Annotated in this window: 8 protein-coding genes; 5 read left to right on the top strand and 3 right to left on the bottom strand. The window is 63.2% G+C overall.

Translation table 11 applies throughout. The annotated features are described in order from the left end of the window. Positions 1–226 precede the first annotated feature (226 nt). The 3 genes from BB029_RS14890 (at position 227) to BB029_RS14880 (ending at position 4,023) form a co-directional block, all read left to right on the top strand. Complete coding sequence (locus tag BB029_RS14890) at positions 227–1,057, top strand: IclR family transcriptional regulator (RefSeq protein ID WP_065939767.1); 831 nt, start codon at positions 227–229, stop codon at positions 1,055–1,057. Positions 1,058–1,324: 267 nt separating this feature from the next. Continuing rightward, positions 1,325–2,413 (top strand): hypothetical protein, encoded by a 1,089-nt coding sequence (locus BB029_RS33485; protein ID WP_174557001.1) that lies wholly within the window; start codon positions 1,325–1,327, stop codon positions 2,411–2,413. 254 nt (positions 2,414–2,667) lie between these two features. After that, positions 2,668–4,023, top strand: coding sequence for an MATE family efflux transporter (locus BB029_RS14880; RefSeq protein WP_065939766.1), 1,356 nt, complete (start codon positions 2,668–2,670; stop codon positions 4,021–4,023). On the opposite strand, the gene BB029_RS14875 is transcribed toward BB029_RS14880, so the two are convergent. Then, complete coding sequence (locus tag BB029_RS14875) at positions 4,007–4,594, bottom strand: TetR/AcrR family transcriptional regulator (RefSeq protein WP_065939765.1); 588 nt, start codon at positions 4,592–4,594, stop codon at positions 4,007–4,009. The two genes, BB029_RS14880 and BB029_RS14875, sit on opposite strands and share 17 nt — an antisense overlap. A gap of 141 nt (positions 4,595–4,735) precedes the next feature. Here BB029_RS14875 and BB029_RS14870 point away from each other — a divergent pair, with 141 nt between their 5' ends. Continuing rightward, positions 4,736–5,908 (top strand): MFS transporter, encoded by a 1,173-nt coding sequence (locus BB029_RS14870; protein ID WP_065939764.1) that lies wholly within the window; start codon positions 4,736–4,738, stop codon positions 5,906–5,908. A gap of 22 nt (positions 5,909–5,930) precedes the next feature. Here BB029_RS14870 and BB029_RS14865 read toward each other — a convergent pair whose 3' ends face one another. Together BB029_RS14865 and BB029_RS14860 are read right to left on the bottom strand one after the other, a co-directional pair. Continuing rightward, complete coding sequence (locus BB029_RS14865) at positions 5,931–6,296, bottom strand: type II toxin-antitoxin system HicB family antitoxin (protein ID WP_065939763.1); 366 nt, start codon at positions 6,294–6,296, stop codon at positions 5,931–5,933. After that, positions 6,293–6,544: a type II toxin-antitoxin system HicA family toxin gene (locus BB029_RS14860; protein WP_027607491.1), complete on the bottom strand. Its 252-nt coding sequence runs from the start codon at positions 6,542–6,544 to the stop codon at positions 6,293–6,295. Before BB029_RS14860 ends, BB029_RS14865 begins: the two co-directional genes overlap by 4 nt. A 210-nt stretch (positions 6,545–6,754) precedes the next feature. Between BB029_RS14860 and BB029_RS14855 the strand changes: the two genes are divergently transcribed. Beyond that, the coding region (locus tag BB029_RS14855) for a non-ribosomal peptide synthetase (RefSeq protein WP_065939762.1) at positions 6,755–17,193 on the top strand (10,439 nt) is incomplete at its 3' end.

Here is a 17,193-nt window from a genome sequence, read left to right as displayed (position 1 = left end):
TTTTTGAGTCGCGTCGAAACGCGCTTTTTTGTTTTGGGCAGATGCGAAAAGGGTATTGCGGGTGCGTTGGCGCTCGATCTGGGTCGGCTGCCGTTAGTTGTTCATTTCGCCCCTGTGGACGCAGATTAGGACGAAGACTAGGATGGGCGGAAGATAGAATTTCACTGGGCGGACTACTATTTTCAGTTTTATTCATTCATCAGAATTAGAAGTGAGATTGAGTGTTATGGATTCCACTGAGCGGAATGAAACCCATAAGGAAGTCGGCGCTGGCGGGGTGTCTCGGCTGTTTGCGCTGCTGCGGGCCTTGGGTGAAGTGCCCGAGGGCGGCGAGCGCGTGACCCAGCTCGCGCAACAGGTCGGTTTGTCCCAGCCGACCACCCACCGCCTCCTGCGCAGCCTCATGGATGAAGGCATGGTCGAGCAGGACGCGCGCAGCAAACGCTACCGCCTGAGCCTGGAGTTCTTCGCCCTGGCGGCCAACGCGGGCAAGACCGGCAACCTGCGCGACCTGGTGCGGCCAAGCCTGTTGCGCCTGAGCGCTTCACTGGGGGATTCGTTGTTCCTGCTGGCGCGCAGCGGCTTCGATGCGATCTGCCTGGATCGCAGCGAAGGCCCGTACCCGATCCGCACCTTCACCGGCGATATCGGCGGCCGCGTCGCGCTGGGCGTGGGGCAGGGCAGCCTGGCGATCCTGGCGTTTTTGCCGGAGGAAGAGCGCGAGACGGTGATCCGCTACAACCTGCCACGGCTCAAGGACTTTCACCTGTACGACGAAGTGCTGCTGCGCTCGGAGGTCGAGAACGTACGCAGCCTGGGCTACGCGGCGCGCAATACCGGGGTGCTGGAAGGCATGGCGGGGTTGGCGGTGCCGATCCTCAATCGCGATGGGCATGCAGTGGCGGCGTTGAGTGTGGCGACCATCAGTGATCGATTGGGGCCAAGCCGGTTGCCGATGGTGGTGGAGTTGCTCAAGCGCGAAGCGACGGCGATCGGGCCGCGCATCAATCCATTTGACCCGACCTTGCGCCGGCCTTCGATGGCTTTTGGCGATTGACCTGGGCGGCGTTGAACCAGAAGGCGATGCCTACTTGGTCGTGAGGGTTTTTCTCTAAGTGGTACGGGGCTTGGTCTGAACATGGAAATATCATGTTCGTGCAGTCGATTGTCCTTTTATCCCGGATCATGGGAACCGTTAAGTTGCAGGCCGCCACACATGGAGCGTTGATCCAGGGCGGGGGTGTCCTGGGCTGGCAGTGAAGGATTCCATTACCGAGGTACTACTATGAGTATGAGCACGTTTTGTCCGCCTGCGCAAAATTGCATGAAAAATGAACCTGCCTTTTCCCCTATGTCAGTCAGCAATGGCCAATGGCGTGGCGCAGGTCAGCCTGCACATAGTGGTGCAGGCTTGCCTCCCGCGCGTATTTTGGGAGAGTTTGCAAACAACTTCGATTACTTCAGAACGCCAGGATCTCCCTTCGTTTCCCGTGACTCGCTTGAGCACGCGGGCAATCGTCCAATGAGCGGAGATACCTACCATGATCGGATGACAATGCTCGCCCGGGAGATCACCCGTAATCCTGAAATGGCTAACGTGCTGGACGGTATCACCAACGGCGGCGAGCAAGATGGCCTTATCAGCCCAGGGGACGTGCAAGAGACCATGGCTCTGTATGCCGCGCAAAATGTGTTCTCCAACTCGCGGGGCATGCAAACCGGCCTGGGTGGCATGTCCGGCGGTATGCGCCAACTACCCATGAATCAAGATTACTTTGCGCCGCAGCCTTCTTACACAGGGGGCGCCTACGGCGGTCAGGCTCCGAGGTCTGAATTCAGACCCTATGCCAACGACAGCAAGGAAGACTTTTCCAATAAAGTACTGGCCCGTTTCGGCTCGCTGGAAGATCCGAATAAGCCAGGATTCATCACTGACAAGTCCCTGAGTTCAGTCGCGGGCGGATATCACCTGGATGGTCGGCCAGCTACTCAAGATGAGATGGAGATTGCTCAGGAAATGCTGTCACGGGGCGATCAATTCAAACAACTGGACCAAGGCCGTAGCGGAAAGTTGGACGGTGCGTTTTCCAGGGATGCTCTAGGTGACGCATCGAACAAATTCAGGGCTGTCAGCGATCACGATCTTGTTCAAGTCATAAAAGATAATTTCAGGCAGTACACCGCTGGCGCTAACGACGGCTACGTTAATGTCAATGAGTTGAAAGAAGCCGCAGGCGTGATTCCGTCGGATCGAACATTCAACCCCGACGCGCGTGAAGCGGCGGCTGAGATGCTGCTGCGTCCAGGACTTCTACGGGAGTTGGATATTGGCATTAGCGACTCTGGGCGCGGGGTTGAGGACGGTCGGTTTGATATACACAACCTTGACTATATGCTCAGGAATACTAAGTAGACCGGATAAGGTTTGACTTACAGGGCCATGCAAAAACGGATGGGCGAAAACCTTTTTATGGTGCGTTTCCCACGCGTCACGTCCATCGGGATGGCCGCCGGTACGATCTATCGGAACAGATCAGGTGCGACCGGCAAGCGTATCGCCTGATGGCTTGCCAGGTCACGGGCCTGCAACCGGATAAAGCACGGGAAGATGGGATCCAAGTACGGTATAACCCTCGGACGCTTTAGTTCTCCGAGGCCCCGTTTTTCATGCAAAGCCCTTTGCAACGCCCGCTGTGGCAGATTTACCTGATCTTTCTGGCACCGATGGTGCTGTCCAATTTCCTGCAAAGTTTTTCCGGCACCCTCAACGGCATTTATGTCGGGCAAATGCTCGGCACCCAGGCACTGGCGGCGGTGTCGGGGATGTTCCCGATCATATTTTTCTTTATTGCGCTGGTGATCGGCCTGGGGGCGGGCGCGTCGGTGCTGATCGGCCAAGCCTGGGGGGCGCAGGAAACCGGGATGGTCAAGGCGATTACCGGCGCCACCCTGACCCTTGGTGCGCTGGTGGGCCTGATCGCAGCGGTGCTGGGCAGTCTGTTTGCGCGCCCGGCGTTGCAGGCATTGGGTACGCCGATCGATGTACTCGATGATGCCGTGGGCTATGCCCAGATGATGATGTTGATCATGCCGCTGCTGCTGGTATTTATCCTCTACACCCAGCTGTTGCGCGGGGTCAGCGACACGATCTCGCCGCTGCTGGCGCTGATGGTCTCGACCCTGGTCGGCCTGCTGCTGACGCCGGCGCTGATTCGCGGCTGGATCGGCCTGCCGCCCCTGGGTATCCAGAGTGCGGTGTACGCAGGCCTGGTGGGGAATGCTTCGGCGATGCTGTTTCTGATCCTGCGCCTGCGCCATAAAAACCATGTGATGGCGCCGGATCGCGAGCTGCTCGCGGCCTTGCGTCTGGATCGCGTGATTTTGGGAAAGGTCCTACGCATCGGCTTACCTACTGGCCTACAGATGGTGGTGTTGTCGCTCTCGGAGCTGGTCATCCTGGCGTTGGTCAATGGCCATGGGTCCCAAGCCACGGCGGCCTATGGCGCGGTGACGCAGATCGTCAATTATGTGCAGTTTCCGGCCTTGTCGATTGCCATCACCGCGTCGATCCTTGGCGCCCAGGCGATTGGCGCCGGGCGGCTGGAGCGTATCGGGCCGATCCTGCGTACCGGGCTGTTGATCAATACGTGCCTGACCGGGGGCCTGATTGTGCTGGGCTATCTGTTGTCGCACTGGTTGCTTGGGTTGTTCATCACCGATGACGCTGCGCGCGTGAATGCCGAGCACCTGCTGCACATCATGTTGTGGAGCATCCTCGTGTTCGGCTTCCAGGCCGTGATCGGTGGGATCATGCGCGCCAGCGGCGTGGTGCTGATGCCGGTGGCGATTTCGATCTTCTGCGTGTTGTGTGTCGAGCTACCGATGGCGTACCTGCTGAATGCGCACTTCGGCCTGGAAGGCGTCTGGATGGCGTTCCCGGTGACGTACCTGGCGATGCTGGGGTTGCAGGCCGCGTACTACCGGCTGGTGTGGCGGCATAAGCAGATCAAGCGGTTGGTGTGAGTTTCAGGCCGAGCAGCAGGAGTTCCAGGCCCTGCAAACCTTGCTCCAGACGCTCCTGCGGATGTTCAGACCGGGCGATCCACAGGGCGGTGTTGACCAGACTGCCATTGATCAACTGCGCCAGCGCCAGGCTCGGTGCATCAGGGACGATGCCTGCCTGCATCAGGGCTTCCAGCAGTTGGCGCAACGACTCGACACAGTGTTGCTGGGAGCCGGTATCGCCCAATACAGCCGGCGCATCCTGCAGCACAACGCGTTGGATTTCGCCGTCCTGGGCCATGCGCAAATAAGCGCGGCAACGTTCGCAAAAACCGCTCCATGGGTCTTGGGCTTCGTCTGAGATACGCTGCAAACATGCGTCCATCTCACGATCGAGTTGAGCAACCACGGCGGCCAGCAGCCCCTTCTTGTCACCAAAGTGATGGTACAGCGCGCCGCGCGTCAGACCGGCGTGGGCCGTGAAATCGTCCATCGATGTGTTGGCATAGCCTTGCGTGGCGAAGGCCTGCCGTGCGCTGGCAAGCAGCCGGGCGCGGGTGTCTTCGATCATTTCGGCACGGGCTCGGCTCATGGGTAGGGCTCACAATGGGCAAGTGAAAGATTGACATACGCCGCGTATGTTACGCATGATTCGCCACATACGCACCGTATGTATTTTGCCTTGATCACTGTGGATAGCAAGTTCCAGGGCATCAGGAAGAGGTTGAGCAGGATGGCAAACCCTTACGCCGAGTTGTTCCAGGTTCCCGGCTCGCGGGCCTTCGTATTGGCCGGCATGCTGGCACGCATGCCAGTGTCCATGGCCGGTATTGGCTTGATCACCATGCTTTCCCAGGTGCACGGCGGCTATGGCCTGGCCGGTTCGGTGGCGGCGGTGTTCGCCCTGGCCACGGCGTTTTGCGCGCCGCAGGTGTCACGCTTGGTGGACCGGTACAGCCAGGGCCGGGTGCTGCCGATTGCCGCCTTGATCGGCGGCGGGGCGCTGTTGCTGCTGTTGCTGTGCACGCGGTTGCAGGCGCCGACCTGGACGCTGTTCCTGTTTGCTGCCCTGGCGGGCTGCATGCCGAATATGTCCGCCATGGTGCGGGCGCGCTGGACCGAGCTGTACCGCGGCCAGCCCAGGCTGCAAACCGCCTTTGCCCTGGAATCGGTGCTGGATGAGGTGTGCTTTATCATCGGTCCGCCGATTTCGGTGGGCTTGAGCGTGGTGCTGTTCCCCGAGGCTGGGCCGCTGGTGGCCGCGCTGTTGCTGGCGGTTGGAGTTACCACGTTTGTGCTGCAACGCGCGACCGAACCCCCGGTGCATGAACACCACGCTCATCATCGGGGTTGGCTGATCGCCTCACCGTCGGTGCTGATCCTGATGATCCTGCTGCTGGCCATGGGGGTGATCGTGGGCGTGGTGGATGTGGTCAGCGTGGCCTTTGCCCAGCAGCAGGGCCAGCCGGCGGCGGCAAGCATCGTGCTCTCGGTGTACGCCATCGGCTCGTGCCTGGCGGGGCTGGCCTTTGGCACCCTCAAGCTCAAGGCGCCGCTGCCCCGGCAGTTCCTGTTCTGCGGCGTGGCCACGGCGTTGACCACCTTGCCGTTGCTGCTGGTCACCCACATTCCGGGCCTGGCAGTGGCCATCTTCATTTCCGGACTGTTCTTTGCCCCCACCCTGATCGTGTCCATGGCCCTGGTGGAAAAGAGCGTGCCCGCGAGCCGCCTGACCGAAGGCATGACCTGGCTGATCACCGGCCTGAGCATCGGCGTGGCCATTGGTGCCGCCAGCTCCGGCTGGATGATCGATCACTTCGGGGCAGCCAGCGGGTTCTGGGTCGCGCTGGCGGCGGGGGCGGTGGTGATGGGGTCAGCGGTGTTGGGGTATCGGCGGTTGGGTTGAGCGTCATCCTGGCAATGAAGCGTCAGCCAGTCACGGGGCAGGAATCCCCTCGGTGGTGTTGCAGGAATTCGTTCAGCGCCTGGCGCGTCAGGTCATTCAGGGTCACCTTTTTACGTGTCGCTTCAAGGGCGGCGGCGAGATGAAGGTCGTGGCCGACGCGCACGTTGAAAGAGCCTTTGCACGGTTTCTCTGGTGTTTGCCCAAGGGCCTGGCAGGTAGCGAGGTAGTCGTCCACCGCTTCGCGAAATGCAGCGTCCAGTTCCGCGACGGTTTTGCCTTCGTAACTCACCAGTGCCTTGATGAACAGGATCTTGCCGAACAGGCAATTGTCTTCGAGGCTGGCTTCGATAGAGCCGATGTAGCCATTGTGTTTCAGTTGGTTGTTCACTGAATCAGTTCTCCTGATTTCAATTGTTCGATGATCTGGCGTCGAATGTAGTGTTTCAGTTCGTTGCCGGGATGAGGCTTGTGCAAGGTGATCATTGCGCTCGGATCGCCGATGTCGAACTTGACGCGGCTTCCAGCCCCCTCAATCTGTGTGTAGCCGAGACGACGCAGCAGCGTGACGAGCTCTGGCCAGGTAAATGCCATCTGCTCGTTGAGCAATTTGGCGAGCAGCTTTTCATTTTTGGACACGGCGTTCCCTGCGTGTAACTAAATGTAGTTGCAAAAAGTGGTGTTCGTCAATGCTAGCTGGGGTTCGTGGGTGTTTCCCGAGGATTGATGTAACCCTTGATGACAGCTCGCTCTACGCCGCCCATCCCCCGCTAATTTTTCCCTGTCCGGTTCGTTTTATAGGGACGACGTGCCTTTGTGCTTCCTGCCTATTGCTCCGGACTCCAACAAATGAATGCTGAAGACTCCTTGAAACTTGCTCGCCGGTTTATCGGGTTGCCCCTGGAAAAACGCCAGCTGTTCCTGCAGGCACTGCAGAAAGAAGGGGTGGATTTTTCGCGGTTTCCGATTCCGGCCGGGGTGGAGGCAGAGGACCGCCAGGCGCTGTCCTATGCGCAACAGCGCATGTGGTTTCTCTGGCAACTGGACCCGAGCAGCGGCGCCTATAACCTGCCGGGCGCGGTGCGCCTCAAGGGTGCGCTGAACCTGGGCGCCATGGAGCAGGCGTTTGCCAGCCTGGTGGACCGGCATGAAACCCTGCGCACGGTGTTCCAGCGCCAGGCCGATGAACGCCTGATGCAGGTGGCCGTACAGCCGTCGTTGGCCATTGAGCAACTGGACCTGACGGCGTTGGCCGCGGCCGAACGCGAACACGCCGTCAACGATGCAGCCACCCGCCAATCGCTGCTGCCGTTCGACCTGGAACACGGCCCGCTGCTGCGCGTGCAACTGCTCAGGCTCGATGCCGAGGAGCACGTACTGCTGCTGACCCTGCACCATATCGTCTCCGATGGCTGGTCGATGAACGTGTTGATCGACGAGTTCATTCGTTTCTACGATGCCCATGAGCGCAACGAAGCGCCGCCATTGCCGGCGCTGCCCATCCAGTACAGCGACTACGCCCTGTGGCAGCGCCGCTGGCTGGAAGCCGGGGAGCAGGCCCGTCAATTGGAATACTGGCAGGCGCGCCTGGGCGACGAGCACCCGGTGCTGGAACTGCCGACGGACCGCCCGCGCCCGGCCATGCCTAGCTATCAGGGCACCCGCCACACCTTCGCGATTGAGCCGGCGCTGGCCGCGCAGTTGCGCACCTGCGCGCAACAGCACAACGTCACCCTGTTCATGCTGCTGCTCGGCGCCTTCAATGTGTTGCTGCATCGCTACACCGGCCAGGGCGATATCCGCGTCGGCGTGCCGATCGCCAACCGCAACCGTACGGAAGTCGAGGGGCTGATCGGCTTCTTCGTCAACACGCAAGTCCTGCGCACTGAGCTGAGCGGGCAAACCCGGGTCGCCGAGTTGCTGCAAGGTATCAAGGAGCACGCCCTTGGCGCCCAGGCGCACCAGGAATTGCCCTTCGAGCGCCTGGTGGAAGCCCTGAAGGTCGAACGCAGCCTCAGCCATACGCCGCTGTTCCAGGTGATGTACAACCATCAACCGGTGGTGGCCGACATCGCCTCGGTCAGCACCGCCTCCGGCTTGGAGCTGGCCCTGGTGGAGTGGCAAGGCCGCACCACCCAGTTCGACCTGACCCTCGACACCTATGAAAAGTCCGGCACCTTGCACGCCGCGCTGACCTACGCCAATGACCTGTTCGACGCGCCGTCCATCGCGCGGATGGCACGCCACTGGATCAGCCTGTTGCAGGCCATGGTGGCCGATGGCGAACAGCGTATCGGCGAGTTGCCGATGCTGGCCGTCGATGAGCAACAGAGGCTGGTGCACGCCTGGAACCAGACCGCACAAGCGTATCCCACCGAACGTGGCATTCATCACCTGATCGAAGACCAGGTACAGCGCACCCCGGATGCGCCGGCGCTGGTGTTCGGCGCGACCACGCTGACCTACGCGCAACTCGACGCCCGTGCCAACCAGCTGGCCCATGCCTTGCGCGACCACGGGGTCGGTCCTGATGCGCTGGTGGGTATCTGCGTTGAGCGTTCCATCGAGATGGTCATCGGCCTGCTGGCCGTGCTCAAGGCCGGCGGCGCCTACGTCCCCCTCGATCCCGAGTATCCCCAGGAACGCCTGGCCTACATGATCGAAGACAGCGGCATCCAGCTGCTGCTCAGCCAGCACAGCCTGCTGCCACTGCTGCCTGTCGAAGGCATTCGGGTGATGCGCCTCGACCAGGCGCCCGGCTGGCTCGACGCTTACAGCGTCGCAGCGCCCGCCGTCGACATCCACGCGCTGAACCTGGCCTATGTGATCTACACCTCCGGTTCCACCGGCAAGCCCAAGGGCGCCGGCAACAGCCATCGCGCACTGGTCAACCGTTTGTGCTGGATGCAGCAGGCCTACGGCCTGGATGCCAGTGACGCGGTGCTGCAGAAAACCCCATTCAGCTTTGATGTGTCGGTGTGGGAGTTCTTCTGGCCGCTGATGACCGGCGCCCGCCTGGTGGTCGCCGCCCCTGGCGAACACCGCGAGCCGGCGCGCCTGATCGAGACCATCGGCGAGCACGGGATCACCACCTTGCACTTCGTGCCGTCCATGCTCCAGGCGTTTATCCATGAGCCGGGCGTGCCGCGCTGCGCCAGCCTCAAGCGTATCGTGTGCAGTGGCGAAGCCTTGCCCCTGGACGCGCAACTGCAGGTGTTCGCCAAGCTGCCCCAGGCTGGTTTGTTCAACCTCTATGGCCCGACCGAAGCGGCCATCGACGTGACCCACTGGACCTGCATCGACGAAGGCCGTGACGCCGTGCCCATCGGCCGCCCGATCGCCAACCTCGGCACCTACGTGCTCGACGCGCAGCTCAACCCGGTGCCTGCCGGCGTGGCCGGCGAGCTGTACCTCGGCGGCACCGGCCTGGCGCGCAGCTACCATCGCCGTCCGGCACTGACCGCCGAACGTTTTGTGCCCAGCCCCTTCGGTGACGGCGCGCGCCTGTACCGTACCGGCGACCGGGTGCGCCAGCGTGACGACGGTGTGATCGACTACCTTGGCCGTCTCGACCACCAGGTCAAGCTGCGTGGCTTGCGCATCGAATTGGGTGAAATCGAGACACGCCTGATGCAACACACAGCGGTGCGTGAGGCGGTGGTGCTGGTACACGGCGGCAAACAACTGGTGGCCTACCTGGTGCTGGAGGGCGAGGCGCCCACCGACCTCAAGGCCTGGCTGCTCGGCAGCCTGCCGGAATACATGGTGCCGACCCATATGGTGCCCCTGGCCAAGCTGCCGGTGACCGCCAACGGCAAGCTCGACCGCAAGGCCCTGCCGTTACCGGATGCAACGCCACAACAGGCCTATATCGCGCCGCAAGACGACCTGCAAAAAGCCCTGGCGGCGATCTGGAGCGATGTGCTCGGCGTCGAGCAGGTGGGCCTGGACGACAACTTTTTCGAACTGGGCGGCGATTCGATCATCTCCATCCAGGTGGTCAGCCGCGCGCGCCAGGCGGGGATTCGCCTCAGCCCGCGCGACCTGTTCCAGTACCAGAGCGTGCGCAGCCTGGCCTTGGTAGCCGGCTTCGAGCCCGCTACCGTGATCGACCAGGGACCTGCCCGCGGCGAGGTGATCCTCACCCCGGTGCAGCAAAGCTTTTTCGCCCAGGCGATCCCCGCGCGTCATCACTGGAACCAATCGTTGTTGTTGACCCCGCGCGAGCGGTTGGAACCGGCGCGCCTGGAAGCCGCCCTGACCCAGGTGATCAACCATCACGACGCCTTGCGCCTGCGTTTTGTGCAACAGGCCGACACCTGGCAGCAAGCCTATGCCGCGCCGGTCACCGCGCTGGGCCTGTGGCAAGCACAAGCCAGCAGCGACGATGAGCTGTCGGCGCTGTGCGATGAGGCCCAGCGCAGCCTCGACCTGGCGCAAGGCCCGCTGCTGCGTGCCGCGTTGGTGAGCATGGCCGATGGCAGCCAGCGCCTTCTGCTGGTGATCCATCACCTGGCGGTCGATGGCGTGTCCTGGCGCATCGTCCTGGAAGACCTGCAACAGGCTTACCGCCAGGCAGCGTTGCCGGCCAAGACCAGTGCCTACCAACTGTGGGCCGAACAGTTGCAAGCCCATGCCCTTACGCTGGACCACCAGTTGGCGTACTGGCAGGCGCAGTCGGCCGACGCGGACTTGCCGTGCGACAACCCCCGGGGCGGCCTGCAAAACCGCGTGGGCAGCAAGCTCGAAATCCGCCTTGACGCCGAGCACACCCGTCAACTGCTCCAGGACGCGCCAGCGGCCTACCGCACCCAGGTCAATGACCTGCTGCTGACGGCCCTGGCGCGGGTGGTCAGCCGTTGGAGCGGCCAGGCCGCCGCACTGATCCAGCTGGAAGGCCATGGCCGCGAAGACCTGTTCGACAATGTCGACCTGACACGCACCGTGGGTTGGTTCACCAGCCTGTTCCCGGTACGCCTGCAAGCCGATGGCGAGCTGTCGGCCGCGATCAAGGCGGTCAAGGAGCAACTGCGTGCCGTGCCCGCCAAAGGCATCGGCTACGGTCTGCTGCGCTATCTCGGCCCGCCTGCGGCCCGCGAAGCCCTGGCGAACCTGGCCGCGCCACGCATTACCTTCAACTACCTGGGCCAGTTCGACCGCCAGTTCAACGAATCCGCGTTGTTTGTACCGTCTACCCAGGGCAGCGGCCAGGCCCAGGATGCCGAGGCACCGCTGGCCAACTGGTTGACCGTGGAAGGGCAGGTGTACGGCGGTGAGCTGACCCTGCAATGGGGCTTCAGCCGCGAGATGTTCGAGGTGGCGACGGTGCAGCGCCTGGCGGATGACTATCGGCAAGAGCTGTTGGCGCTGATCGCCCATTGCATCGATCCGCAACAGGGCGGCCTGACCCCGGCCGACGTGACCCTGGCGCAACTGACCCAGGCGCAACTGGACGACCTCGCGCTGCCCGCCCGTGACGTACAGGACGTGTACCCGTTGTCGCCGATGCAGCAGGGCATGCTGTTCCATAGCCTCTATCAACAGGGTGAGGACGACGTCTACGTCAGCCAGTTGCGCGCGGATGCGCAAGGCGTCGACGTGCAGCTGTTCCAGCGTGCCTGGGCACAGGTGCTGGCGCGGCACGACATGCTGCGCACCGGGTTTGTCTGGCAGGACGACCAGGGCCAGGCCCTGCAGGTGGTGCATCGCCAGGTCAGCCTGCCGTTCGACGCATTGGACTGGCGCGGGCATCAAGACCCCGGCGCGGCGCTCGACGACCTGGCGGCCGAACACCAGCGCCAGGGCTTCGAATTGGCCCGTCCGCCGTTGCTGCGGGTGGCGCTGGTGCGGGTCAGCGAAGAGCGCTGGCACTTGATCTACACCAGCCACCACATCTTGATGGATGGCTGGAGCAATGCCCTGGTCCTCAATGAGGTGCTGCAAGCCTGCCAGGGCCTGGCATTGCCGCCGACAGGCGCGGCGTTTTCCGCGCATATTGCCTGGCTGCAACAGCAGGATCCGGCGCTGGGCGAGGCGTTCTGGCGCGAGCGCCTGGCGCAGTTGGACGCGCCCACGCATCTGGCTCGCAGCATCGCCAGGACAGCGCCACACAGCGGCGACGGCTATGGGCAGATCCTGTGGGAATGGGATGAAACCCGAACCCGCCATCTGGCCGCGTTCGCCCGTGCACATCAAGTAACCCTCAACACCCTGGTGCAATCGGCGTGGTTGCTGCTGCTGCAGCGCTACACCGGCCAGGCCAGCGTCGCCTGCGGCGTCACCGTGTCAGGGCGCCCGGCGCAGCTGGCGAATGTCGAGCAACAGGTCGGCTTGTTTATCAACACCTTGCCACTGATCGCCGCGGCGAATCCGTCACAAAGCGTCGGCGACTGGGTACGTAGCGTCCAGGCGCTCAATGTGGAAATGCGCGAGTACGAGCACACGCCGCTGTTCGATATTCAACGCTGGGGTGGTTCGGCGGGCGAGGCGCTGTTCGACACCCTGGTGGTGTTCGAAAACTTCCCGGTGGCCAAGAGCCTGGAGCCGTCGGGCGAGGATGGCCTGCGCTTCAGTGGCGTCAGCCATCAGGAACGCACCAACTACTCGCTGACCCTCACGATTCACGGCGGCCAACACTTGAGCCTGCACGTGGAATACCAGCGGGCAGACTTCGACGACGACGCAGTACAGCACATTGGTGCGTACCTGCAGGGGCTGCTGCAGCAGTTTGCCGATGCGCCCGGGCAGGCATTGGGCGCCGTGCCCTTGCTGCGGCCCCATGAACACCTGCGTGTGCTCCAGGAATGGAACCCGCGCGATGTCGCACGCCCGGCCCAGGCGAGCGTGTTGCAGCGCTTCGAACAACAGGCGGCGCTGTGTCCGCACAACGTCGCGCTGATCCTCGACGAGCAGCGCATGAGCTATGCCGAACTCAACCTGCGCGCCAACCGCCTGGCCCATCGCCTGGTTGAACTGGGCGTCGCCGCCGACACCCTGGTGGGCGTCGCGGTGGACCGTTCCCTGGCGATGGTCGTTGGCCTGCTGGCGGTGCTCAAGGCCGGTGGCGCCTATGTGCCGCTGGACCCGAAATACCCCGCCGAGCGCCTGCAATGCATGATCGAGGACAGCGGCCTGCACCTGCTGCTGACCCAGCAGGCGCTGCTGGAGCAACTGCCGCTGACCGCCGACCTGGCGTTGGTCTGCCTGGAAGATGGCGCCGGCTGGCTGGCTGACTACAGCGGGGAAAACTTGGCACCACGGGCGTTGCCGAGCAACCTGGCCTACGTGATGTTTACGTCCGGCTCTACCGGCCGCCCGAAAGGGGTGGGCATCGACCAGGCCTCCCTGGCGCGGCATGTGGAAGTCTTTACCGAGCTGTTCGCGCTGCAGCCCCATGATCGTGTGCTGCAATTCGGCACCTTCAACTTCGACGGTTTCGTCGAGCAGCTATACCCGGCGCTGTGCTGCGGTGCAGCGGTGGTGGTGCGTGGTGGCGAGCTGTGGGACAGCGACACGTTCTACCGGCAATTGCTCGACCACGATATTTCCGTGGTCGACCTGACAACCGCCTACTGGCTGGCGTTGGTACGTGACTTTGCCGAGCGTGGCCCGCGCGACTACGGGCGTTTGCGCCAGTTGCACATCGGTGGCGAAGCCATGCCGCCCGAAGGCCTGAGCGCCTGGCGTGAAGCCGGTCTGCACCACGTGCGCCTGCTCAATACCTATGGCCCCACCGAGGCCACGGTCACCGCCACCGCCCTGGACTGCGCCGCGTACGTCGACGGGCGCGAAGCCTTGCCGTCGATGATGCCGATCGGTCGCGTGCTGGACGGCCGCGCCATTTACCTGCTGGATGCCAACCTCAACCCGGTACCGGTGGGGGTCGCGGGCGAGCTGGTGATCGGCGGGCCGCTGTTGGCGCGGGGGTATTTCAACCGCCCCGACCTGACGGCGGAACGCTTCGTGCCTGATCCGTTCTGCGCCGACGGTGCGGGCCGGCTGTACCGCACGGGTGATCTGGCGCGCTATCGCGGCGACGGCATGATCGAGTATGTGGGGCGTATCGACCACCAGGTCAAAGTCCGTGGTTTCCGTATCGAGCTGGGCGAAATCGAAGCGCGCCTGCTGGCCCAGGCCAGTGTGCGCGAGGCGTTGGTGATCGCGGCCGACAACCAACTGGTCGGCTACATCGTCGCCAACCGGCCACTGTCCGAAGTGCAACAAGCGCAATGGCGCACCCAGCTCAAGGCCACGCTGCGCGACGAGCTGCCGGACTACATGGTCCCGGCGCACCTGCTGGTGCTGGACCGCCTGCCACTGAGCCCCAACGGCAAGCTGGACCGTGCCGCACTGCCCGCGCCCGACGCCAGCCAATCCCAGGTTGACTGGATCGCGCCGATCACAGAGCTGGAGCAACAGGTCGCGGCCATCTGGGCCCAGGTGCTGGGGGCCGAGCGGGTAGGGCTCAACGATTACTTCTTCGACATGGGCGGGCATTCGTTGCTCGCCACACAGATGGTGTCCCGTGTACGTCATGGCCTGGGGGTCGAGGTCAGCCTCAAGGCGTTGTTCGAGCACCCGCTGCTGGCGGATTTTGTCCGGGCGCTGGGTACCGAGGGTGATTCGACGCCGGCGTTGGTAAGCGTCCAACGTGACCAGCCACTGTTGCTGTCCTACGCCCAGGAGCGTCAGTGGTTCCTTTGGCAACTGGACCCGCACAGTGCGGCCTACCATGTGCCGAGTGCATTGCGTCTGAAAGGCCGCCTGGACACATCGGCATTGCAGCGCGCCTTCGACACGCTCGTGGCGCGCCACGAAAGCCTGCGTACGCACCTGCAACAGGAGGGCGAGCGCACCGTGCAGGTGATCAAGCCACAAGGGCGCCTCGAGCTTGCTTCGCTCCAAACCCACGAGGGCGGCCTGAAAGCCCTGGTGGAAACCCTGATCACCCAGCCGTTCGATCTACGCCAGGGGCCGCTGATGCGTGTCAGCTTGTTGCGGTTGGCCGAGGATGAGCACGTGCTCGTGCTGGTGCAGCATCACATCATCTCCGACGGCTGGTCGATGCAGGTGATGGTGGACGAGCTGGTCCAGCTCTATGCCGCCTACAGCCAGGGCCAACCGCTGCAATTGCCTGACCTGCCCATCCAATACGTGGACTACGCCCTCTGGCAGCGCAGCTGGATGGAAGCGGGGGAGAAGGCGCGGCAGCTGGATTACTGGCGCGGTCAGCTTGGCGGCGAGCAACCGGTGCTGGAACTGCCGTTCGATCACCAGCGCCCGGCGGTACCGACCCATCGAGGGGCGCGTTTGAACATCCCACTGGCGGCGCCGTTGCTGGATGAACTCAAGACGCTCGCCCAGCGTGAGGGCGTGACGTTGTTCATGCTGTTGCTGGCGTCTTACCAGGTGTTGTTGCACCGCTACAGCGGGCAGCAGGACATTCGCGTCGGCGTGCCCATCGCCAACCGCAACCGGATCGAGACCGAGTGCCTGATCGGCTTTTTCGTCAACACCCAGGTACTCAAGGCGGAGATTGACGGGCACACCACCGTGCGCGCGTTACTGGCCCAGGTCAAACAGCGTGCCCTGGAGGCCCAGGCCCATCAGGACCTGCCTTTCGAGCAATTGGTCGAGGCGTTGCAGCCCGAGCGCAGCCTGAGCCTGAGCCCGTTGTTCCAGGTCGCATTCAACCACCATGTCAGCCTGGCAGGCGGGCATCTCCAGCGCCTCGAGCACTTGCAACTCAGCCCGGTCAGTTGGGATGAGACGGTTGCGCAGTTCGATTTGACCCTCGATATCGAGGAGACCCAGGCGCAATTGCGCGCGTCGCTGAGCTATGCCACCGACCTGTTCGACACCACCACCATCGAGCGCATGGCCTGCCACTGGCAGAACCTGTTGCAGGCGATGGTTGCCGATCAGCAGCAGCTCGTCAGCCAACTGAACCTGCTGGACCAGGATGAGCAACGGCACATCCTTCAACTGTGGAACCAGACCGACGCCGGCTTCAGCGCCGAGCGCCTGGTGCATGAGTTGGTGGCCGACCGTGCGCGGGAAAACCCCGCTGCGGTAGCAGTCAAGTTCGATGCGCAAACCCTGAGCTATGGCGAGCTGGACCGCCAGGCCAACCGCCTGGCCCATGCCTTGATCGCCCGTGGCATCGGCCCCGAAGTGCGGGTGGCGATTGCCATGCCGCGCAGTGCCGAGAGCCTGGTGGCGTTCCTCGCGGTGATGAAAGCCGGCGGTGTGTATGTGCCGCTGGATATCGAATACCCGCGTGATCGCCTGCTGTACATGATGCAGGACAGCCGTGCGCAACTGCTGCTGACCCATTCCAGTGCCTTGCAGCAACTGCCGATTCCCGACGGCATGCAGACGCTGGCTATCGATCGCACCGAGGCGTGGGCCGACTACAGCGACACCGCGCCGGCGGTAAAACTGCACGGCGACAACCTCGCCTACGTGATCTACACCTCCGGCTCCACCGGCCTGCCCAAGGGCGTAGCGGTGTCCCACGGGCCGTTGGTGGCGCACATCATCGCCACCGGCGAGCGTTATGAAACATCGCCGGCCGATTGCGAACTGCACTTCATGTCGTTCGCCTTCGACGGCTCCCACGAAGGCTGGATGCACCCGCTGATCAACGGCGCCAGCGTGCTGGTCCGTGATGACAGCCTGTGGCTGCCCGAGTACACCTACGCGCAGATGCACCGTCACAACGTGACCATGGCGGTGTTCCCGCCGGTGTACCTGCAACAACTGGCTGAGCATGCCGAGCGCGACGGTAATCCACCGAAAGTGCGGGTCTACTGCTTCGGTGGTGATGCCGTGGCCCAGGCCAGCTACGACCTGGCCTGGCGCGCGCTCAAACCGACCTACCTGTTCAACGGCTACGGCCCGACCGAAACCGTGGTCACGCCGTTGCTGTGGAAGGCGCGCAAAGGCGACCCCTGCGGCGCCGTCTACGCGCCAATCGGCACGCTGCTGGGCAACCGCAGTGGCTATGTACTCGATGCTCAGCTCAACCTGCAACCCATCGGCGTCGCCGGTGAGCTGTACCTGGGCGGCGAGGGCGTGGCGCGTGGTTACCTGGAACGCCCGGCGCTGACCGCCGAACGCTTCGTGCCGGACCCGTTCGGCAAACCGGGCAGTCGCATATATCGCAGCGGCGACCTGACCCGTGGCCGCCCGGATGGCGTGGTGGATTACCTCGGGCGTGTCGACCACCAGGTGAAGATCCGTGGTTTCCGTATCGAACTGGGGGAGATCGAAGCGCGCCTGCGTGA

The sequence above is a fragment of the Pseudomonas sp. S3E12 genome, assembly GCF_001702295.1.
Lineage (GTDB): Bacteria > Pseudomonadota > Gammaproteobacteria > Pseudomonadales > Pseudomonadaceae > Aquipseudomonas > Aquipseudomonas marginalis.
Note: the sequence above shows the minus strand (reverse complement) of the source record. Positions and strands in the feature narration are given on the sequence as shown.

Excerpts from the sequence above, each read along its gene's own strand:
- BB029_RS14880 (WP_065939766.1), top strand. The coding sequence starts at position 2,668 with ATGCAAAGCCCTTTGCAACGCCCGCTGTGGCAGATTTACCTGATCTTT.
- BB029_RS14870 (WP_065939764.1), top strand. The coding sequence starts at position 4,736 with ATGGCAAACCCTTACGCCGAGTTGTTCCAGGTTCCCGGCTCGCGGGCC.
- BB029_RS33485 (WP_174557001.1), top strand. The coding sequence starts at position 1,325 with ATGAAAAATGAACCTGCCTTTTCCCCTATGTCAGTCAGCAATGGCCAA.
- BB029_RS14890 (WP_065939767.1), top strand. The coding sequence starts at position 227 with ATGGATTCCACTGAGCGGAATGAAACCCATAAGGAAGTCGGCGCTGGC.
- BB029_RS14875 (WP_065939765.1), bottom strand. The coding sequence starts at position 4,594 with ATGAGCCGAGCCCGTGCCGAAATGATCGAAGACACCCGCGCCCGGCTG.